Source organism: Pseudomonas sp. B3G-3, assembly GCF_028640915.1.
Lineage (GTDB): Bacteria > Pseudomonadota > Gammaproteobacteria > Pseudomonadales > Pseudomonadaceae > Aquipseudomonas > Aquipseudomonas chlororaphis_I.
Window position 1 is genome coordinate 162,549 of sequence record NZ_JAQZAB010000116.1, and the last position, 19,595, is coordinate 182,143.

The following is a 19,595-nucleotide window of genomic DNA, read 5'->3' on the forward strand; positions in this document are numbered from 1 at the left end:
AAACAATCATAAGCAGGAGTTTCGCAATGACCGACCGCAGCCTGGGCCCTGCGCCCGCCCAATATGAGCTGTCCATCAGTCGCCTGATCGATGCGCCGCCCGGCAAGCTGTTCCGCGCCTGGACCGAACCGCAGTTGCTGGTGCAATGGTGGGGCCCCCACGGCATGACCACCCCGGAGTGTGAAATGGACCTGTGGGTCGGCGGCCAGTTTCGCACCCTGATGCGCGCGCCCGACGGCAATGAGTACCCGACCATGGGCGTGTTCCTGGAGATAGTCGCGCCACGGCGGCTGGTGTTCACCGACGCCTTCCTGCCGGGCTGGATCCCTTCGGGCAAGGCCTTCATGAGCGCCGAGGTGACCTTCGACGACCTGGACGGCAAGACCCTCTACACCGCCCGCGCCATGCACTGGAGCGAAGAGGACCGCCAGGCCCATGAAGCCATGGGTTTCCACGAGGGCTGGGGGCAGAGCCTGGATCGCCTGGAAAGCCTGGTGACCCGAGGCATGCCGGACTGATGCCGACGGCCGCGCAAGACAGCGTCAAGGCGCTGGTGGAGAGGGTCTACCGCAACGAGTCGCGGCGGATCCTGGCGACCCTGATCCGCCTGCTGGGGGATTTCGACCTCGCCGAAGAAGCCTTGCACGAGGCGTTCTTCGTCGCGGTCGAGCGCTGGCAGCGCGACGGCGTACCGGACAACCCGCGGGCCTGGCTGGTGTCGGCCGGGCGTTTCAAGGCCATCGACGGTTTGCGCCGGCGGGCGCGCTTCGCCGCGTCCCAGGCGGCGCTGGTCAGCCAGCTCGAAGAGCTGGAGCAGGCTGACTGGAGCGAGGAGGACCTGGAAGACGACCGCCTGCGCCTGATCTTCACCTGCTGCCACCCGGCGCTGGCGGCGGACGCCCAGGTGCCGCTGACCCTGCGGGAAATCTGCGACCTGACCACCGAGGAAATCGCCCGCGCCTTTCTCTCGACGCCGGCCACCATCGCCCAGCGCATCGTGCGCGCCAAGGCCAAGATCCGCGATGCGCACATCCCTTATCAGGTGCCGTCCCTGGGTGAGCTGCCCGAGCGCCTGGACAGCGTGTTGCGGGTGATTTACCTGGTGTTCAACGAAGGCTATTCGGCGTCGATGGGCGCCGAGCTGACCCGCGAGGACCTGACCCATGAGGCGATCCGCCTCGGACGCTTGTTGCTGGAACTGCTGCCGGAACCGGAAGTGATGGGCTTGCTGGCCTTGATGCTGCTGCATGAGTCGCGGCGCCCGGCGCGAACCTCGGCCACCGGGGAGCTGGTGCTGCTGGACGAACAGGACCGCTCGCTGTGGGATCGCGAACTGATCGCCGAGGGCTGCGCCCTGGTGGAGCACGCCCTGGGCACCCGACGTTTCGGCCCGTACTGCCTGCAAGCGGCGATCGCCGCGGTGCATGCCGAGGCGGCGACGGCCGGGGAAACCGACTGGCAGCAGATCATCGGCCTGTATGACGTATTGTTGCGCGCCATGCCCTCGCCGGTGATCGAGCTCAATCGCGCGGCCGCCATCGCCCAGCGGGACGGACCGCTGGCCGGCCTGGAGCGGGTCGAGGCGATCCTGGCCCGGGGCGAATTGCAGGATTACCACCTGGCCCATTCGGCGCGGGCTGAGTTCTGCCGGCAATTGGGCCGCGTCGAACTGGCGCGGCAAGCCTATCTGCGGGCCCTGGAACTGACTCGCCAGGAACCGGAGCGGCGCTTTATCGAGAACAGGCTCGAAGCACTGAAAGCCCTCTGAATTGAATCCTGCCGTACCCTGTAGCCGCTGCCGCAGGCTGCGATAAGGCCGAAGGCCTTCGGCGATTTCGAATACGCCGCAGCCGTTCCAGCCGATCGTCGCGACTATTCCAGCATCCGCCCCAGCAACCAGCTGCCCGCCGGGCCAGGCGGATGCAGGCGCGACCACAGGGCATCGACCGCCACGTTACGCGGCCAGCCGCGGGCATCGAGCTCCACCAGGCTGCCGGCGCCGAAACGTTCCACCAGCCAACGCGGCAGGGGTGCCCAGCCAAAACCGCCCTGGGCCATTTCCAACAGCATCAGGTAGCTCGGCGCCGACCATACCCGGCCCTTGGCCCGGCTGTCGTAGGGATTGACGATGGTCGCCAGGCGCAGTTCGCGGTGCTGTTGCAGCCGGGCCTGGTCGATATGCTGCAGGGCCGCCAAAGGGTGATTACGCGATACGAACAGGGCGATTTCCGTGCGCTCGTCCACCGTCGCATGGTCGAGGTCCGCCGGGTAGTCGGGCTGCATTTCGGCGAAGGCGATCTGCGCCCGGCCGCGCTGGACCAGCTCGATCAGGTCGTCGCATTCGGCGATCAGGCATTCCAGCTCCAGGTCCGGGTAGCGCTGTTCGAAGGCGCTCAGCGAGGTTTCGAAACGATCCGACTGATAGGTGTCGGACAGGGCCACTGTGAGCTTGGCTTCCACGCCCTGGGCCAGCTGGCTGGCGGCCATTTCCAGGCGGCTGGTGGCGGCCAGGATGTCTTCGGCCCGTTGCAGCATGACGTGGCCTTGCGGGGTGAGGGCGGGCTTGCGGCTGCTGCGGTCGAACAGTTGCAGGTCGAGGTCGATCTCCAGGCTCGCCACCGCCGCGCTGATGGTCGACTGGCTCTTGCCGAGCTTGCGCGCGGCGGCGGAAAACGAGCCTTGGGTGGCCGCCTGGACAAAGGCCAGCAGTACTTCGTGTGAGGCCATGAACTATCGCCTTGGTCGATGGTTAATGATTATGAAGTATCGGGAGGGGAGGTGATCATGGCAACCACATTCACTGGCGGGAGCCGGATCATGAGCAGCACCAAATCCTTGACCGAACGCGTTTTCCAGGCCGTGGGCTTCGAGTTGCTGGCGTTCGCGCTGTGTACACCGCTGCTGGCCTGGATCATGGACAAGCCGTTTGTCGACATGGGCGTGGCGACCATCGCCATCGGCCTGATCGCCCTGGCCTGGAACGTGGTCTTCAATGGCCTGTTCGACCGTCTGCTCAAGCGCCTGGCCCTGGCGCCCAGCGGCTGGACCCGGGTCGCCCATGCGCTGCTGTTCGAGGGTGGCCTGGTGGCGGTGAGCGTGCCGCTGATTGCCTGGTGGCTGCAGGTCAGCCTGATGCAGGCGCTGATTCTCGACCTCGGCGTGCTGCTGTTCTTCCTGCCGTACACCTATGTCTATCACTGGGGTTACGACCTGGTGCGGGAGCGGTTGATGCTGCGTCGCCCGCTCGATCGCACCAGTTGAAAACAGCAGGGGTCAGCGGGCGGCGTGGTGCCGTTCGATGGCCTCGAGGTAGGCCTTCATCGCCCTGGGCACTTCCTGCAGCAGCAGAATGCTCTTGAGCTGACTATTCTCCAGAGCAACCTGGAACAGGCCGATGGGCAATCCGCGCATGGCCGTCACGTAGGCGTCGCGTTCCGTGGCGCTGGCGGTGGGCAGGCGCAGGGCGAGCATGCGGTCGTAGGTTTCCTGGATCCGTGCATGAACGTCCGGGGCCTGGAGCTGGCCTGGGGCGAAGGTGGGGCTGATCATCTGCAGCAGGTCGGGGTGGGTCTCGAGGTATTCCATGATCGGCATGATCATCCGATCGATCACCTCCTGGCTGCTCAACTCGACCCAGGTGGCCGGGTCGATGGCCAGGAGGTTGGCGGTGATCTGGTCGATGGCGTCGATATGGCGCTGGCCCAGGGCGTCGAGCACGCTCTGCTTGTCGCTGAAGAAGTGGTACAGCGAACCGATGGAGGTGCCGGCTTCGCGCGCGATGCCATGCATGGTCAGGCTGGCCACTCCCTGGCTGACCAGCAGGTGGGCGCAGGCGTCGAGAATCGCCGTGACCCGTTCATGGCCACGAGTCTGTTTCGGCGAGCGCGGGTTTTTGGCCGGGAGCATTTTTGAATCGTTCATGGTCTGAGAGGCGGCAAGGAGCATACATTATGGCGCACCAGAGCGTTTGCAGTCCTCAGGTAAAACTAGACACCATCCTCTACTTTTGCAGAGAATACGCGCCATGGATCAGCGCCCTCCGCTGTCCCACCTGACTCGAAGACCATGACACTCTCTCCCAACTGGATCATCTGCGAGCATTGCGATTCGCTGTACGAATCCGTGCCGCTTGCAAAAGGCCAGACCTCCCAGTGCTCGCGCTGCGGGGCGGTGCTGGAGCGCGCCCAACATCTGAACGTGCAGCAGTTGCTGGCTCTGTCGATCACCGCGGCGCTGCTGTTCGTGTTTGCCAACGCCTTCCCGGTGATCGGCATCAGCCTCGAAGGCCTGAGCAACGAAGCCACCCTCTGGCAGTCGGTCGAAGCCCTGGCCCAGGGCCGCATCAGCCTGATCGCCGCCGTCACCGGCCTGGCCATCATCCTTGCGCCCGGCCTGCAGATCGCCTTGCTCTGCTGGGTGCTGGGGTTCGCCAATATCGGGCGCGCGGCGCCGGGCTTCAAGGCCTGCATGCGTGCCCTGGAGCACCTGCGGCCGTGGAGCATGCTGGAGGTGTGCCTGCTGGGCATCCTGGTGGCCATCGTCAAGCTGGCCGGCATGCTCGACGTGCACCCGGGCCTGGGGTTGTGGTCGCTGGCGATGCTGACGGTGCTGATCATCCTGATTTCCGGCAAGGGCATCCGCCGCCTCTGGACCGACCTGGAGGGCCGTTACTGATGAGCCAGCCTCCCTACGCCCGCGACCTGGGCCTGATGCTGTGCCACACCTGCGGCCAGACCTGCCCGCAGGACGTTCACTACTGCCCGCGCTGCGAGGCCGTGGTGCATGCGCGCAAACCCAACAGCCTGAGCCGCACCTGGGCCTTCCTGGTGGCCAGCCTGATTTTCTACATCCCGGCCAATGTGCTGCCGGTGATGTATACCCAGATCTTCGGCAGCGGCAGCGAAAACACTATTCTCAGTGGCGTGCTGGAGTTCTGGCAGCACGGCTCCTGGGACATTGCCCTGCTGATCTTTATCGCCAGCGTGGTGGTGCCGTGCATCAAGTTCTTCGTCCTGGGGATGCTGCTGATCACCTGTCAGCGCCGCAGCCATTGGGCGATGCGCGAGCGCGCCAAGCTGTACCGTTTTATCGAGGTGATCGGCTACTGGTCGATGCTCGATGTGCTGGTGGTCGCCCTGGTGGCGGCGCTGGTGCAATTCCACGCCCTGAGCTCGATCGAGCCACGCATGGGCATCCTGTTCTTTGGTTTGGTCGTGGTCCTGACGATGTTCGCGGCCATGAGTTTCGATCCCCGGCTCATCTGGGATGTAGAGGTTGAAGATGTCTGATCATCCAGGTTCCAACGCTTCAAGCGCGCCAGCGAGGCCGGGCACCCCCGCGGTCAGGACGCGCCGGTTCAATGTTTCGCTGGTGTGGATCGTGCCCATAGTCGCGGCCCTGGTCGGCCTGTCGATGCTGGTGCACAAGTCGCTGTCGGCCGGGCCCGAGATATCCATCAGCTTCCAGACCGCCGAAGGCCTGGAAGCCAACAAGACCCAGGTCAAATACAAGAACGTGGTGATCGGCAAGGTCACCTCCATCGCCCTGAGCAAGAACCGCAGCAAGGTGATCGCCAAGGTCGAGCTGGACCAGTCGGCGGAGTCCTTCACCGCCGCCGACTCGATGTTCTGGGTGGTGCGCCCGCGCATTGGCGCCGGCGGTGTGTCCGGGGTCGACACCCTGCTGTCGGGGGCCTTTATCGGCGCCGACGCCGGCCGGGAAGAGAAGCGCAAGAAAAGCTTCGTCGGCCTGGAAACGCCACCACCGGTGACTTACGGGCAAAAGGGCAAGCGCTTTACCCTGCGCACCGATGACCTGGGCTCGCTGGACGTCGGTTCGCCGGTCTATTACCGGCGCATCGAAGTGGGCCAGGTGATTTCCTACAAACTGTCGGAAAACGGCAAGGGCGTGGACGTGCGGATCTTCGTCAACGCGCCCAACGACCAGTTCGTCACCACCGACTCACGCTTCTGGAACGCCAGCGGCGTCGACGTGACCCTGGGCGCCAACGGCCTGAAGGTCAACACCGAATCCATCTCGTCGATCCTCGCCGGCGGCATCGCCTTCGTCGAACCCAAGTACAGCCCCAACGCCAAGCCGGCCGAGGAAAACGCCAGCTACCAGCTGTTCGCCGACCCGGACACCGCACTGGCGCCGCCCGATGGCGACCCGTATTACATGCGCATGCGTTTCGACCAGACCCTGCGCGGGCTGGCGCTCAATGCGCCGGTGGAGTTCCTCGGGGTGAACATCGGCCGGGTGGTGTCGATGGACCTGGATTACGACGAGCAGAAAAAGAGTTTCTCGACCCTGGTCGGGGTGGTGATCTACCCGGCGCGGCTGGGCAAGGTCCATCAGCAACTGGAGAAGCTCAGCGGTGCCGACGAAAGCCGCGCCGGCTACCTGATCAGTACCTTCGTCCAGCATGGCCTGCGGGCCCAGGCGCGCAGCGGCAACCTGCTGACCGGGCAACTGCTCATTTCCATGGACTTCATCCCCAACGCCAAGCCAGTGGCTTTCGATGCGACCGCGCGGCCGTTGGAAATCCCTACCGTACCGGGCGGGCTCGACAAGCTGCAGGAGCAGTTGCAGCGAGTGGTGGAGAAGATCAGCAAATTGCCGATCGATGCCATCGCCAACAACCTCAATGGCAGCCTGACCGAGATGCAGAAGACCCTGGAGAACGTCAATGGCAAGGTGCTGCCAGAAATGCGCAACACCCTGGAACAGACCAAGAAAACCCTGACCACGGCCAACGACAGCTTCGCCGAGGACTCGCCGCAGCGCCTGCAACTGGGCCAGGCGATGGACGAAGTGCAGCGCACCGCCCGTTCGGTACGGGTGCTCACCGATTTCCTCAGCCGGCATCCCGAAGCACTGATCCGCGGGCGGCTCAAGGACAATCAGCCGGACGCCTACAAATCCTCGACCTCGTCTTCTCGTGAGCCTGAATCGGAAGTCCAGCCATGAAAAAAACTCTCGCGTTGCTGATCGCGTCCCTGGGCCTGGCGGCCTGCAGCTCGGCGCCGACCCATTACTACACCCTGATGCCGCCGGCGCCCGAGCCGGCGCCCGCTGGCGTCGCGGCGCCGGCCCTGCAATTCGAGATGGCCGGGGTGCGCATCCCGATGCAGGTCGACCAGCCGCAAGTCGTGGTACGCCAGGACGGCGGCACCCTGGCGATCCTGGAAACCGCGCGCTGGAGCGCGCCGCTGGTGGACGAATTCCACGATGCCCTGGCCAGCCAGATGGAGCAGCAACTGGGCACGCGCAACCTGGAAGGCCTGCCCAAGTCGGCGGGGCAGCCAATCCTGTCGTTGCAGACCGATGTGCGCCGCTTCGAATCGGTGCCGGGGCGTTATGCGCTGATCGACGTGGTGTGGAACCTGCGCCTGCGCGGTGACGGCGTCGAGCGCCGCAGCCTGACCTGCAGCAGCCGCATCAGCCAGCCGGCCAGCGTCGAGCTGTCGAGCCTGGTCCAGGCCCATCAGCGGGCCATCGGCGAACTGGCCAAACGCATTGCCGGCACCGCCAAACGCTGGGCGCAGAACCCGGCCACGCGCTGTTCCTGACACCCATCCCCTGTAGGAGCGAGCGGGCTCGCGATGCACGTAGCGCGGTCGATCGAATGTACCGCGTACCTCATCGCGATCCCGCTCGCTCCTGGCGTTTTGGCGCGGCTTAACGCCGTGCCGACAGCTGCTGCGGCGCAAGGAAGGCGTCGTGGAAGTAGTCGCGAAACGCCTGCATCGCCGGGGTGAACGCCCGTTCGCGATGCCAGGCCAGGCCGACGCTCATGGGTGTCACCGGGTCGCTCATGCTCAGGGTTTCGATGCGTTTGCCTTCCAGCGACCAGGGGCGGTGCACCAGGTCCGAGAGGATCGCCACGCCGCTGCCGTTGGCCACCATGCTGCGCACCGCCTCCACCGAACTGGTGCGCACCCGCACCCGGGGTTTCTGCCGGGCGTTTTCCCAATAGCGCATGGCGCTCTGTTCGGCTTCGTCGACGGTCAGCAGGATGTAGGGTTCCTGCGCCACGTCGGCGAGGCTGACGGTGGCGCGCTCGCACAGTGGGTGATGGCTGGGCAGCCACAGGCGGCGTTCGGAGTTGAACAGGGTTTCGGAGACGATGTCCGGGTGGGTGAGGTTGGCGGTCAGCACCACGGCCATGTCGAAGCGGCCTTCCAGCAGGCCCTGTTCGATGGCCTGGCGTTCCTGTTCGTGGACCTCGATGGTCACGTCCGGATGCCAGTGTTCCAGGCGTTGCAGGTGGTGCGGCAGGAAGTAGCCGATCACCGTGTAGCTGGCCGCCAGGTGCAGCACGCCGCTGGCGCGGTAGTCTGGCAGCGGGCTGTTCAGCGCATCGTCGACACTGCGCAGGATCACATAGGCGCGGTTGAGAAAATGCCGTCCGGCGTCGGTCAGGTTCATGCCCTGGGCCGAACGCAGGAACAGCTGCACGCCGAGCATGGCTTCCAGTTCCTTGATTGCCGTGGTCACCGCCGACTGGGAGATGTTCAGGTGGATCGCCGCCTGGGAAATCTGCCCGATCTCGGCGGTGGCGACGAAGTAGCGGACCTGGCGCAGGGTGAGGGACATCACGAATTCCTCAAGGCTTCTGTAGGAGCGAGGCTTGCCCGCGATGAGGCCATGACAAACGCCACCGGGCCAGACTCCTGAACCGGTGGTGGGATCACTGACGCCATCGCGGGCAAGCCTCGCTCCTACATGAGTGTCGGTATCTGTTTTTCAGAAGATACCGTATCTGATAATAGATCTTCCCAAGGGGTCAAGGGCGGCCGTAATTTCCACTGCACGAAGTCACGAGCAGTTGGAGCAACAGCGATGCAGGCAGTGGATTTCAATTCGGACATGGGCGAGAGCTTTGGCCCCTGGACCATCGGCGATGGCGTCGACAACGAGCTGATGGGCTTCATCAGCTCGGCCAATATCGCCACCGGCTTTCATGCCGGCGACCCCGGCACCATGCGGCGTACCGTCGAGCAGGCCAAGCGTCTGGGCGTGGCCATCGGTGCCCATCCGGGGTTCCGCGACCTGGTGGGGTTCGGCCGCCGGCACATCAATGCCCCGGCCCAGGAACTGGTGGACGACATGCTCTATCAGCTCGGCGCCCTGCGCGAACTGGCACGGGTCCAGGGCGTGGCGCTGCAACACATCAAACCCCATGGCGCGCTCTACATGCACCTGGCGCGGGATGAAGAAGCCGCCCGCTTGTTGGTTGAACACCTGCAAGTCCTGGAACCCGGGCTGCTGCTGTATTGCATGCCCGGCTCGGTGATCTGGCGGGTGGCCAAGGAGCTGGGCCAGCCAGTGGTCCGCGAGTTCTACGCCGACCGCGAATACGACCTCAGCGGCTCCATCGTCTTCACCCGCAATGTTCGCGCCCTCGATCCGGCCACGGTCGCCGCCCGTGTGGTGCGCGCTTGCCAGCAAGGCCTGGTGCGCACCGTGGAGGGCGAGGACCTGGAGATCGAGTTCGACTCCATCTGCCTGCACAGCGACACCCCTGGCGCCCTGTGCCTGGTGGAGGCCTCCCGCGCCGCCCTGGACCAGGCCGGGATCGAGGTGCGTGCGCCGCGCTGAGCCGCTCCGCAACCCCCAGCCACAACACCAGGCGCGAAGACGCCGGGGTTCGCCGAAGATTTTTTGCCTGCCTTTCTACAACTATTCCAAGAGGAACAGACATGGCCGAACATTCCGTTATCACCCCCTTGCCGGGCACCTTCTATCGCAAGGCCACGCCCGAGTCGGCGCCCTTCGTCGAGGTTGGCGAGCGCGTCGACGCCGACACCGTGATTGGCCTGATCGAAGTCATGAAGCAGTTTTCCGAACTGACCGCCGGGACGGCCGGTCGCCTCACGGCCTTCGCGGTAGAGGACGGCGATCCGGTGGAACCGGGTCAGGTCGTTGCCACGCTCGATGACCAGTGAGGGCAGGCCCATGACTCGAACCATCAGTACTCAAGCCATCAGCAAACTGCTGGTGGCCAACCGTGGCGAAATCGCCGTGCGCATCATTCGCGCGGCCAAGGCCCTGGGTATCCCCACCGTGGCCGCGTGCAGCGAAGCGGACGTCGACTCCATGGCCGCGCGCCTGGCCGATGAGGTGCAGGTGCTGGGCCCCGCTCGCGCCGACCAGAGCTACCTGAACGTGCAGGCGTTGCTGGGCGCCTTGCAGGCCAGCGGCGCCAATGCGGTGCACCCCGGCTACGGGTTTCTCTCGGAGAACGCCGAGTTTGCCGAAGCCGTGGAAGCGGCGGGGGCGATCTTCGTCGGGCCGAGCCCGGACACCATTCGCCGCATGGGCGACAAGGCCGAAGCCCGGCGCACTGCCCAGGCCGCCGGGGTGCCGGTGGTGCCGGGTTCGCCCGGGGAACTGTTCGAACTCGACATGGCCCTGCAAGCCGCCGAGGCCGTGGGTTTTCCGCTGCTGATCAAGGCCTCGGCCGGTGGCGGCGGACGGGGTATTCGCCTGGCGGAAAACGCCAGCCAACTGGCGCAAGAATTCCCCCGTGCCCAGCGCGAGGCGCAGACCGCCTTCGGCAATGGCGCGCTGTACCTGGAGCGTTTTATCGGCAAGGCCCGGCATATCGAAGTGCAGGTGCTGGGCGATGGCAAGCACGCGGTGCACCTGTTCGAGCGTGAGTGTTCGCTGCAACGGCGGCGGCAGAAAATCTTCGAGGAAGCGCCATCGCCGGCCCTCAACAACCTGCAGCGGGAAACCCTGTGCGCCAGCGCCGTGCGCCTCAGCGAAGCCCTTGGCTACAGGGGCGCGGGCACCCTGGAATACCTGTATGACGAGAGCAGCGGCGAGTTCTTTTTCATCGAGATGAACACGCGGATCCAGGTCGAGCATCCGGTCAGCGAGCTGGTGACCGGCATCGACCTGGTCCAGGCCCAGTTGCGCATTGCCGGCGGCGAGCCGCTGGGGTTACGGCAAAGCGATATCCGCCTCAATGGCGCGGCCTTGCAGATGCGCATCAACGCCGAAGACCCGGCCCGGGACTTCTTCCCCAGCCCCGGCGTGGTGCAAGAGTTGATCTGGCCGCAGGAGGCGGGGGTGCGGGTCGACAGCCATCTGTACCCGGGCTACCGCGTGCCGCCGTACTATGACTCGCTGCTGGCCAAGCTGATCGTCCATGGTCGCGACCGTGGCGAGGCCCTGGCCCGGGCGCGGATCGCCCTGGAACACTGCACACTGACTGGCATGGCCAGCACCCTGGGCCTGCACCGGGAACTGCTCGCCGAGCCCTGGCTGCACCACGCCGACTTCCATACCGGCACCCTGGAAACCTGGCTGGCCGCACGCCGTATGGGAGGTGCCGCATGAACACCGCGATCCGTTACAGCTTCGGCGCCGACGAGCACCTGTTCGCCGAGGTCAGCGACAGCATGTCCCTGGAAGCCTTCTTCAAGGGCATGGCGGTGACCCGCGCGGTGGAGCGCCTGGAACTCGATGGCGTACTCGACGTGTGCCTGGCCAACGCCTCGTTCCAGATCCGTTTCGACCCCGACCGCATTGCCCCCCACGCACTGCTCGAAGCCGTGCAAGGGGCCGAGGCCGAGGCGGTGGCCGAACGCACCCTGCACACCCGGATCATCGAGATCCCGGTGCTGTACAACGACCCCTGGACCCATGAAACCCTGATGCGTTTTCGCGACCGGCACCAGGACCCGAGCGCCACCGACCTGGAGTACGCGGCGCGGATCAATGGCCTGGCGGACGTCGAGGCGTTTATCGCCGCCCACAGTGGCGCACCCTGGTTCGTGTCGATGGTGGGTTTCGTCGCTGGCCTGCCGTTCATGTTCCAGATGGTCGAGCGCGAGCGCCAGTTGCAGGTGCCCAAGTACCTGCGGCCGCGCACCGACACGCCAAAGCTGACCCTCGGCCACGGTGGCTGTTTCGGCTGCATCTACTCGGTGCGCGGCGCCGGCGGCTACCAGATGTTCGGCGTCACCCCGGCGCCGATCTACGACCCGCAGCAGAACCTGGCGTACCTCAAGGAGCACATGGTGTTCTTCCGTCCGGGCGACATCGTGCAGTTCAAGCCCATGGACCGCGAGGCCTATGACCAGGCGGTGGCCGAGGTCGAGGCCGGGCGGTTCGACCTGCGCATCCGTCCGGTGGAGTTCTCCCTGGATGCGTTCCTCGCCGACCCGGTCGGTTATCCCAAGTCGTTGCAGGAGGTGCTGGCATGATCAAGGTCATCAAACCCGGCCTGGCCACCTCGGTGCAGGACCTGGGCCGCGAAGGTTATTACCACCTGGGTATTCCGCCGTCCGGGGCCCTGGACCAGTACGCCCTGAGCGCGGCCAACCAGCTGGTGGGCAACCCGGCTGGCGCGGCGGGGCTGGAGTGCACATTGCTCGGCCCGGAACTGGTATTCACCCGCGATGCGTTGGTGGCGGTCTGTGGCGCCCACATGACACCCAGGGTCGATGGCGTGGACATGCACCTGGACACCGCCTTTGCGGTCAAGGCCGGGCAAGTGCTGCGTTTCGATTTTCCCAAGGCTGGCGCCCGGGCCTACCTGGCGGTCGCCGGTGGCATCGATGTGCCGCTGGTGCTGGGCAGTCGCTCGACCTATGCCCTGGGCGGCCTCGGTGGTTTCCAGGGGCGGCGGCTGGTGGCGGGGGACGAGTTGCCGGTGGGCGTCGACAGCGCCAAGAGCCGGCCGGGCGCCAGCCTGCCCATGGCCCTGCGCCAGGCGCTGGGCGGCGAGATCAGCCTGCGGGTGGTGCCCGGTCTGTACTACGAGCGCCTGACCGGCGCGGCCAAGGCCAGCTTCTTTGCCGAGCCCTGGACCGTGGGTTCGGAAGCCGACCGCATCGGCTATCGCTTCAAGGGCGGCAGCCCCCTGGGCTTCCAGCCACGGGAGCAGCCGTTCGGCGCCGGTTCCGATCCGTCGAACATCGTCGACAGCTGTTACCCCATAGGTTCGATCCAGGTGCCCGCCGGGCTCGAACCCATAGTGCTGCACCGCGACGCGGTGTCCGGTGGCGGCTACGCCATGATCGGCACGGTGATCAGCGCCGACCTCGACCTGATCGGACAGATGCAACCCAACCAGAAGGCCCGTTTCGTCGCGGTGACCCTGGAAGAAGCGCTGGAGGCCCGGCGCTCCTACAAGAAAAAGCTCGCCTGCCTGAGCAAGCTGTTCCCTTCCTGATTCTGCCCGCCGCCTGGCGCGGGTAAATGCCAAAAGGTTGGTCGCCATCGCGCTTCGGTGCGGTGGCGGCTGCCCGCGCTTCAACCTTTGACTGGTCCTGGAGTTCACGCATATGGCTGCTTTATCGCAAGCGAATCAAACCGGGCAGGACCCGGCCAATCTCCCTGTCGCCGCGGATGCGCGCATGGGCAAGCTGTCGCTGACCATGGCCTGGTGGGCCGTGTGCAGTGCCATGTTCTACATCGTGGTCGGTGCGTCCCTGGCGTTGGCCCACGGCACCCGCAATGCGCTGATCGGCATGCTGCTGTCGGTGCTCTGTTATGGCCTGGTCAACAGCGTACTCAGCCGTTTCGCCATGCGCAGCGGGTTGTCGGTGGCGCTTTTTTCCCGGCTGCTGTTCGGCAGCAGCGGGGCCTGCCTGGCGACGCTGATCTTCTTCTCCACGGCGATCTACTACGCGGTGTTCGAAGGCTCGGTGATCGCCGTGGCGCTCAATCATCTGTACCCGCAGTTGGTGTATCCGCTGGCGGCCCTGCTGGTGGTGCTGTACAGCGTGCCGCTGATTCTGGGCAGCGTGCAGCACTGGCTGGACAAGCTCAACGGCGTGCTGCTGCCGGTGTACCTGGGCGGGCTGCTGGTGGCGGTGGGGCTGTCGATCGCGCGTTATGGCTACCAGCCGCAGTGGCTGGATTTCGGCCCGGCCAGCCCGGGCGCCTTTGCCTGGTGGGACTGTTTCGTGGCGTATATGGGGGTGTGGATCCTGATGCTGTTCACCTTCGACTACGCGCGTTTCGGCAAGCCTGAAGACGCCGGCTACCACGGGCGCTGGAACTTCGGCATGCCGTTCTACGCGGTGACTTTCCTGCTCAACGGCGCGGCGGGCATCTACCTGGTCAGCAGCATTCCCCACGAAGGCGCGCTCAACGAAGTCTCGGTGGTGATGGCGATCCTGCAACTCATGGGGCTGTGGGGGCTGCTGTTCGTCTGGGCCACGCAAACCCGGATCAACACCGCCAATTACTACCTGGCGACCCTGAACATGCAGGCGTTCTTCGGCCGCTTCGGCGTGCGCGGTTCCTACCTGATGTGGGCTCTGGCGGTGGGAGTGATCGTCTATGTCCTGATGCTGGCGGACGTGTTCGCCTATCTGCTCAAGGCACTGGCCTACCAGGGCATCTTCGTTGTCGCCTGGGTTGGCGTGGCGCTGGCGCAGATCCTGTCCGGGCGCACCGAGGTGGCGGCCATCGAGCGCGTCGCGGCGTTCAACGGCGCGGGGCTGGGCGCCTGGTTCGGCGGGACCGCCCTGGGCCTGTTGCTGATGTGGGCCGGCGGTGGGCTGGCGAGTTTTTCCGCACCGCTGACCGGGGTGCTGGCGTTTGTCTTGCAGGCGGGCCTGTCCAGCCGCAGCCGCGGCAGATTGCCTGCCATCAACTGAGATCCGATCTGTAGGAGCGAGGCTTGCCCGCGATAAGGCTGCGACAGACACCACCCGCTTCGAATCCTTGAACGGTGTAGTGACCACTGACGTTATCGCGGGCAATCGAGCGTCGACCGGCCGCTCCTACCAGGAGAGGTAGTGTTCAGAACAATTGGGTGAACAGCCAGTACAGGCTGCCGGACAGCAGAATCGCCGCCGGCAGGGTCAGTACCCAGGCCATCAGCAGGTTGCGGATGGTCTGCATCTGCAGGCCGCCGCCGTTGGCGACCATGGTCCCGGCCACACCTGAAGACAGCACGTGGGTGGTGGACACCGGCAGGCCGAACATGTCGGCGGCGCCGATGGTCAGCATTGCCACGGTTTCCGCCGAAGCGCCCTGGGCGTAGGTCAGGTGGGTCTTGCCGATCTTCTCGCCGACGGTGACCACGATGCGTTTCCAGCCGACCATGGTGCCCAGGCCGAGGGCGATGGCCACAGCGATCTTCACCCACAGCGGAATGAAGCGCGTGGCGTTGTCGATCTGCTGCTTGAACAGTTGCAGTTTGCCCTGGGTGTCGGCGTCGAAATCGCCGACCTGGTTCTTGTCCATCAGGCGAATGGTTTCGCTGCTCAGGTACATGTCGTTGCGCACGTTGCCCATGGCTTCGGCCGGCACCTTGGCCAGGGAGCCGTAGCCCTTCACTTCGTCACCGATATGGCCGGTCAGGGCGGCCAGGGCCGGGACCAGCTGCGGCGTGGCTTCCTTGCTGCGCACATAGTCGGAAAGCACCGCGCGCGGGTCGGTGGGGGCCGGTTGCGGGGCGCTTTTCACCAGGGCTTGCTGGGTGACTTGCGCCACGGCGGCGAATTGCAGGGCCTGGTCGGCCGGCATGGTGCGGTTCAGCGCGTAGGCCATGGGCAGGGTGCCGACCAGGATCAGCATGATCAGGCCCATGCCTTTCTGGCCGTCGTTGGAGCCGTGGGCGAAGGACACGCCGGTGCAGGTGACGATCAGCATGCCGCGAATCCACCACGGCGGCGGGGTGTTGCCCTTGGGCGCCTTGTACAGCGCGCGGTTCTTCACGAACAGGCGCAGGGCCAGGAGCAGCAGGGCGGCGAAGGCGAAGCCGATCAGCGGCGAGAACAACAGGGCATAGCCAACCTTGGTGGCCTGGCTCCAGTCCACGCCGCTGGTGCCGTCGCGGCCGTGCATCAGGGCGTTGGCCACGCCGACGCCGATGATCGAGCCGATCAGGGTGTGGGACGACGAGGCCGGCAGGCCCAGCCACCAGGTGCCGAGGTTCCACAGGATGGCGGCGATCAGCAGGGCGAAGATCATCGCGAAGCCGGCCGACGAGCCGACCTGCAGGATCAGCTCCACCGGCAGCAGGGCGATGATGCCGAAGGCCACCGCGCCGCTGGACAGCAGCACACCGAGGAAGTTGAAGAAACCCGACCAGACCACCGCGAAATGCGGCGGCAGCGAGTGGGTGTAGATCACCGTGGCCACGGCGTTGGCGGTGTCGTGGAAACCGTTGACGAATTCGAAACCCAGGGCGATCAGCAGCGCCACGCCAAGCAGCAGGAACGGGGTCCAGGTGGTGACCGTGGTGCCCAGCTCGTGCATGTCGTGCATCAGGCTGTAGGCGGTGAACAACAGGCCCATGGCGAGGATCGCGAAGAACACCACGAGGGTGAAGGGACTGGCTTTTTTATCCAGCGGCGGTCTGGCTTCGAGGACGGGGGAAGGGGAGGCGGCGGTCAGTGAAGGGGTGGCCATTGCCGGACAATCCTGTGGGAGAAAGGAGTGTCGCCCATGATCGTTGCCAAATATTACAGAGAGACTGCCTCAGGTCAGTGTTTGGGTGAATCCTTTAACCACTGGTCAAGAAGCCGCGCCCTTTTCTGTAGGAGCGAGCGGGCGGCGATCCGACTTGCCCGCGATGGCGTCGGTAGCCGCTGCCGCAGGCTGCGATCGGTCTGGGCCGGCCGTGGCGGCCTTGAAATCGCCGGAGGTCCTGCGGATCTTGCGCAGCCTGCGGCAGCGGCTACAGGGAATGGGACCTACATATCCTGGCGCTTGCGAAACGCCCAGCGGCCGGCGATGACGGTGAAGGTGGCGACCAGCGCGACGAGGATCCAGAAACCTTCCGGATCCCCGGAGAAGGGGATGCCGCCGACGTTCATGCCGAAGAAGCCGGCAATGATGTTGATCGGCAGCGCCAGCACCGTGACCACGGTCAGGGTGAACAGGGTGCGGTTGGTCTGTTCGTTGATATTGGCGGCGATCTCTTCCTGCAACAGCTTGATCCGCTCGCCGAGGGCGGTGAGGTCGTTGATGATCAGGGCGAACTCCTCGGTGGATTTGCGCAGCTCCTTGACGTCCTCCTTCTGCAACCATGGCGGCGGCCGGTTGAGCAGCCGCAGCAGCGAGCCCGGCTCCAGCGCCAGCAGGCGTTGCAGGCGCACCAGCACCCGGCGCATGGCCCCCAGTTCCGCGCGGTTGGTGGAGATCCGCGCGGCCAGCAACTGGTCTTCGATCTGGTCGACGTTGAGGCTGGTCTTGCGCACGATCTGGGTCAGCACTTCACCCTGGTCGCGCAGCAGGTGCACCAGCAGTTCCAGGGGCGAGCGGAAACGTTCGCCGGCCTTGACCGAGGAGCGCAGCTTGTCCACCGAATGCAGGGGTTGCAGGCGCGCGCTGACGATCAACCGGCTGCGCACGCAGACCCACAGGGTGGAGATATCCGAGGAGACCATGCTGCCGAAGTTGAACACCACATCGTTGACCACCGCCAGCAGGGCCGAATCCACATGCTCGATGCGGGTCGAGCGCGAGCCTTCGTGCAAGGCCTCGAAGAATTCTTCCGGCAGCGCCAGGTGGGTCTGCATCCAGCGTTCGCAGGCGGCATGCGCCAGGTTCAGGTGCAGCCAGACAAATTCCTCGCCATCGTCCGGCTGTTGCAAGGCTTGCAGGGCCTTGGCCGAATCCAGTTCGCGACCCCGCTCGCCGGGTCGAAACGCGAAGCCGTAGAGCAGGCCGAACAGATCCGAATCGCGATGGGCATGGTCGATGCTGTGGTTCATGGAGGCTCGCAGGAGGGAAGGCACCTGTAGGCGGTTTACAGGTTCACTTGGGCCCGATCATCGCAAGGCCGCATGACCATTTTGTGACGGTTTGAAGTGCAACATTCAGCACGTATAACCGGCTGTCGGAGGCCCTCAAGAACGCCTCTTTCAGGCCGATCACGCATGTGACTACTGCGCGACCGGCTTGCCCCGGTTCGCCTGACAGGGATGTTCGCATGCTACCCATGCCCGCCTCGGGCGTGCTCTATCCCTGTTGAGAGATCTCATTCGATGTCCTTGCAAAAATCCCTGAGAGCGCAAGTCCTGGCTTTGTTGAGCGGCAGCCTGCTGGCGATGCTGTTGATCGCGCTGGCGTGTTTCCACTTCCTGTCCAATGGCGTGCAAGGTTATCGCGAGCTGATCGAGGGGCCGCTGCGCACTTCGCAGTTGATCGATGAAGCCAACCTGCAATTCAAGGTCCAGGTGCAGGAATGGAAAAACGTGTTGCTGCGTGGCAAGCAGAGCGCCGAGCTGAGCAAATACTGGCAGCAGTTCGAGGATCGCCAGCGCGATGTGCAGGGCATTCTTGGCCAGTTGGCAGCCGAGCCGGGCGTCGATGCGGCGCTCAAGGGCCGGATCGAGCGCTTGCGTGAAGAGCATCGGGTGTTGGGCACGGCGTATCAGAAAGGCCGCGATGCCTTTGTCGCCGCCGGTGCCGACCCGGCCGCCGGCGATGCCGCGGTCAAGGGCGTGGACCGCGCCGCCAGCGAGCAGATGAGCGAGCTGGTGAGCGAACTGCGCAAGCAGGGCAGCGAGCAATCGCGGGACATCAGCGCCGCCGCCCAGCGCACGGTGTGGATCGGCCTGCTGGTGATGCTGGCCTCGGGTTTGCTGATCGGCCTGCTGAGCCTGTGGCTGGTCAACCGCAGCCTGGTGGAACCGATCCGCCAGTTGATCGACTACGTGGCGCAACTCAGCCGTGGGCGGATTGCCGAGCGCGTGGCCAGCGGCCGCCAGGACGAGTTGGGCAAGCTGGCGGTGGCCGCTAATACCTTGCGTGATTTCCTCGCTGAAACTTTCAGCCGCCTGCAGCGCAGCGGGACTGACCTGGACAGCGCCAGCGGCGAGCTGAATGCCATTGCCACCCTGATGTCCCAGGGCACCAACGACCAGTTCAACCGCACCGACCAGGTCGCCACGGCGATGAACGAAATGTCCGCCACTGCCCAGGAAGTGGCGCGCCATGCGGCGGATGCGGCGCGGGCCGCCGATGACGCCGACCAGTCGGCTCAGCAGGGCGAGCAGGTGATGCAGGGCACCATCCACACCATCACCCTGATGCGCGGCGAGATCGCCAACACCGCCGAAGTGATCCGCCGCCTGGAAGCCGACAGCGGGCGCATCGGCAAGGTCCTGGAAGTGATCCGCGGCATCGCCGAACAGACCAACCTGCTGGCACTCAACGCCGCCATCGAGGCGGCGCGGGCCGGCGAGGCCGGACGTGGTTTCGCCGTGGTCGCCGACGAGGTACGCAGCCTGGCGCAGCGCACCGCGGCATCGATCATCGAGATCAACCAGATCATCCAGAGCGTGCAGACCGGCGCGCTGGACGCCGCCCATGCGATCGAGAGTGGCCAGGCGCGCAGCGATGCCAGCGTCGAGCAGGTGACCCAGGCCGGCGCCATGCTGGAGCGGATCACCGAGGCGGTCGAGGCGATCCGCGACATGAACCGGCAGATCGCCACGGCGGCGGAGGAGCAGACTTCGGTGGCCGAGGACATCTCGCGCAACCTGACCGAGATCACCTCGATCGCCAGCACCAACCTGGATAACGTGCAGCGCACCGAACGCGCCAGCCAGAACCTGCACGAGCTGTCGGGGCAGTTGAACGAGGTGACGGCACGCTTGAGTGCCTGATGC

Annotated in this window: 19 protein-coding genes and 1 pseudogene; 15 read left to right on the forward strand and 5 right to left on the reverse strand. The window is 65.4% G+C overall.

Translation table 11 applies throughout. The features are described 5' to 3' along the window. Positions 1 to 26 precede the first annotated feature (26 nt). Both PVZ80_RS21875 and PVZ80_RS21880 read left to right on the forward strand, forming a co-directional pair. On the forward strand, positions 27 to 518 hold the full coding sequence (locus PVZ80_RS21875; RefSeq protein WP_124309340.1) for an SRPBCC family protein: 492 nt from the start codon (positions 27 to 29) through the stop codon (positions 516 to 518). Beyond that, on the forward strand, positions 518 to 1,768 hold the full coding sequence (locus PVZ80_RS21880; protein WP_273864532.1) for an RNA polymerase sigma factor: 1,251 nt from the start codon (positions 518 to 520) through the stop codon (positions 1,766 to 1,768). Before PVZ80_RS21875 ends, PVZ80_RS21880 begins: the two co-directional genes overlap by 1 nt. A 104-nt stretch (positions 1,769 to 1,872) precedes the next feature. On the opposite strand, the gene PVZ80_RS21885 is transcribed toward PVZ80_RS21880, so the two are convergent. Beyond that, positions 1,873 to 2,727, reverse strand: coding sequence for a LysR family transcriptional regulator (locus tag PVZ80_RS21885; RefSeq protein WP_273864533.1), 855 nt, complete (start codon positions 2,725 to 2,727; stop codon positions 1,873 to 1,875). Between the two features lie 90 nt (positions 2,728 to 2,817). Here PVZ80_RS21885 and PVZ80_RS21890 point away from each other — a divergent pair, with 90 nt between their 5' ends. After that, positions 2,818 to 3,261 (forward strand): multidrug/biocide efflux PACE transporter, encoded by a 444-nt coding sequence (locus PVZ80_RS21890; RefSeq protein WP_028683196.1) that lies wholly within the window; start codon positions 2,818 to 2,820, stop codon positions 3,259 to 3,261. 12 nt (positions 3,262 to 3,273) lie between these two features. Here the strand turns inward: PVZ80_RS21890 and PVZ80_RS21895 are convergent, their stop codons facing one another. Continuing rightward, positions 3,274 to 3,921, reverse strand: a complete 648-nt coding sequence (locus PVZ80_RS21895) for a TetR/AcrR family transcriptional regulator (protein WP_028683195.1) — start codon at positions 3,919 to 3,921, stop codon at positions 3,274 to 3,276. Between the two features lie 144 nt (positions 3,922 to 4,065). On the opposite strand from PVZ80_RS21895, the gene PVZ80_RS21900 reads away from it, so the two are divergent. Genes PVZ80_RS21900 through PVZ80_RS21915 form a run of 4 tightly spaced genes read left to right on the forward strand, consistent with a single transcriptional unit; the run spans position 4,066 to position 7,571 of the window. Then, positions 4,066 to 4,674 carry a paraquat-inducible protein A gene (locus PVZ80_RS21900; protein ID WP_009050359.1) on the forward strand — a complete coding sequence of 203 codons (609 nt, stop codon included), beginning with the start codon at positions 4,066 to 4,068 and terminating at the stop codon, positions 4,672 to 4,674. After that, positions 4,674 to 5,288 (forward strand): paraquat-inducible protein A, encoded by a 615-nt coding sequence (locus tag PVZ80_RS21905; RefSeq protein WP_009050358.1) that lies wholly within the window; start codon positions 4,674 to 4,676, stop codon positions 5,286 to 5,288. The genes PVZ80_RS21900 and PVZ80_RS21905 overlap by 1 nt, the downstream gene beginning before the upstream one ends. Further along, a complete protein-coding gene (locus PVZ80_RS21910) occupies positions 5,281 to 6,969 on the forward strand; it encodes a PqiB family protein (protein ID WP_016703882.1) in 1,689 nt (562 codons plus the stop codon). The genes PVZ80_RS21905 and PVZ80_RS21910 overlap by 8 nt, the downstream gene beginning before the upstream one ends. Then, entirely contained in the window at positions 6,966 to 7,571 is a 606-nt protein-coding gene (locus PVZ80_RS21915) for a PqiC family protein (RefSeq protein ID WP_016703883.1), read from the forward strand. The genes PVZ80_RS21910 and PVZ80_RS21915 overlap by 4 nt, the downstream gene beginning before the upstream one ends. Before the next feature lie 109 nt (positions 7,572 to 7,680). Here PVZ80_RS21915 and PVZ80_RS21920 read toward each other — a convergent pair whose 3' ends face one another. Then, positions 7,681 to 8,598 carry a LysR family transcriptional regulator gene (locus tag PVZ80_RS21920; RefSeq protein WP_273864534.1) on the reverse strand — a complete coding sequence of 306 codons (918 nt, stop codon included), beginning with the start codon at positions 8,596 to 8,598 and terminating at the stop codon, positions 7,681 to 7,683. Positions 8,599 to 8,844: 246 nt separating this feature from the next. Between PVZ80_RS21920 and PVZ80_RS21925 the strand changes: the two genes are divergently transcribed. The 6 genes from PVZ80_RS21925 (at position 8,845) to PVZ80_RS21950 (ending at position 14,624) form a co-directional block, all read left to right on the forward strand. Next, entirely contained in the window at positions 8,845 to 9,603 is a 759-nt protein-coding gene (locus tag PVZ80_RS21925; RefSeq protein ID WP_028683194.1) for a 5-oxoprolinase subunit PxpA, read from the forward strand. A 101-nt stretch (positions 9,604 to 9,704) separates the two neighbouring features. Continuing rightward, complete coding sequence (locus PVZ80_RS21930; protein WP_025805784.1) at positions 9,705 to 9,950, forward strand: acetyl-CoA carboxylase; 246 nt, start codon at positions 9,705 to 9,707, stop codon at positions 9,948 to 9,950. A 10-nt stretch (positions 9,951 to 9,960) separates the two neighbouring features. Then, positions 9,961 to 11,349 carry an acetyl-CoA carboxylase biotin carboxylase subunit gene (locus tag PVZ80_RS21935; RefSeq protein WP_028683193.1) on the forward strand — a complete coding sequence of 463 codons (1,389 nt, stop codon included), beginning with the start codon at positions 9,961 to 9,963 and terminating at the stop codon, positions 11,347 to 11,349. After that, positions 11,346 to 12,218 (forward strand): 5-oxoprolinase subunit B family protein, encoded by an 873-nt coding sequence (locus PVZ80_RS21940; protein ID WP_028683192.1) that lies wholly within the window; start codon positions 11,346 to 11,348, stop codon positions 12,216 to 12,218. Before PVZ80_RS21935 ends, PVZ80_RS21940 begins: the two co-directional genes overlap by 4 nt. After that, positions 12,215 to 13,189: a biotin-dependent carboxyltransferase family protein gene (locus tag PVZ80_RS21945; protein ID WP_028683191.1), complete on the forward strand. Its 975-nt coding sequence runs from the start codon at positions 12,215 to 12,217 to the stop codon at positions 13,187 to 13,189. The genes PVZ80_RS21940 and PVZ80_RS21945 overlap by 4 nt, the downstream gene beginning before the upstream one ends. 112 nt (positions 13,190 to 13,301) lie before the next feature. Then, positions 13,302 to 14,624, forward strand: coding sequence for a purine-cytosine permease family protein (locus tag PVZ80_RS21950; protein WP_028683190.1), 1,323 nt, complete (start codon positions 13,302 to 13,304; stop codon positions 14,622 to 14,624). A gap of 145 nt (positions 14,625 to 14,769) precedes the next feature. Here the strand turns inward: PVZ80_RS21950 and PVZ80_RS21955 are convergent, their stop codons facing one another. Then, a complete protein-coding gene (locus PVZ80_RS21955; protein WP_124340643.1) occupies positions 14,770 to 16,386 on the reverse strand; it encodes an inorganic phosphate transporter in 1,617 nt (538 codons plus the stop codon). A gap of 284 nt (positions 16,387 to 16,670) precedes the next feature. Then, positions 16,671 to 17,693, reverse strand: a complete 1,023-nt coding sequence (locus tag PVZ80_RS21960) for a transporter (RefSeq protein WP_009050354.1) — start codon at positions 17,691 to 17,693, stop codon at positions 16,671 to 16,673. Positions 17,694 to 18,548: 855 nt separating this feature from the next. On the opposite strand from PVZ80_RS21960, the pseudogene PVZ80_RS34070 reads away from it, so the two are divergent. Both PVZ80_RS34070 and PVZ80_RS34075 read left to right on the forward strand, forming a co-directional pair. Next, positions 18,549 to 18,659, forward strand: a pseudogene (locus tag PVZ80_RS34070) (hypothetical protein); the annotation flags it as partial. A gap of 228 nt (positions 18,660 to 18,887) precedes the next feature. Further along, on the forward strand, positions 18,888 to 19,592 hold the full coding sequence (locus PVZ80_RS34075) for a methyl-accepting chemotaxis protein (protein ID WP_371356886.1): 705 nt from the start codon (positions 18,888 to 18,890) through the stop codon (positions 19,590 to 19,592). The last annotated feature ends 3 nt before the right edge of the window (positions 19,593 to 19,595 follow it).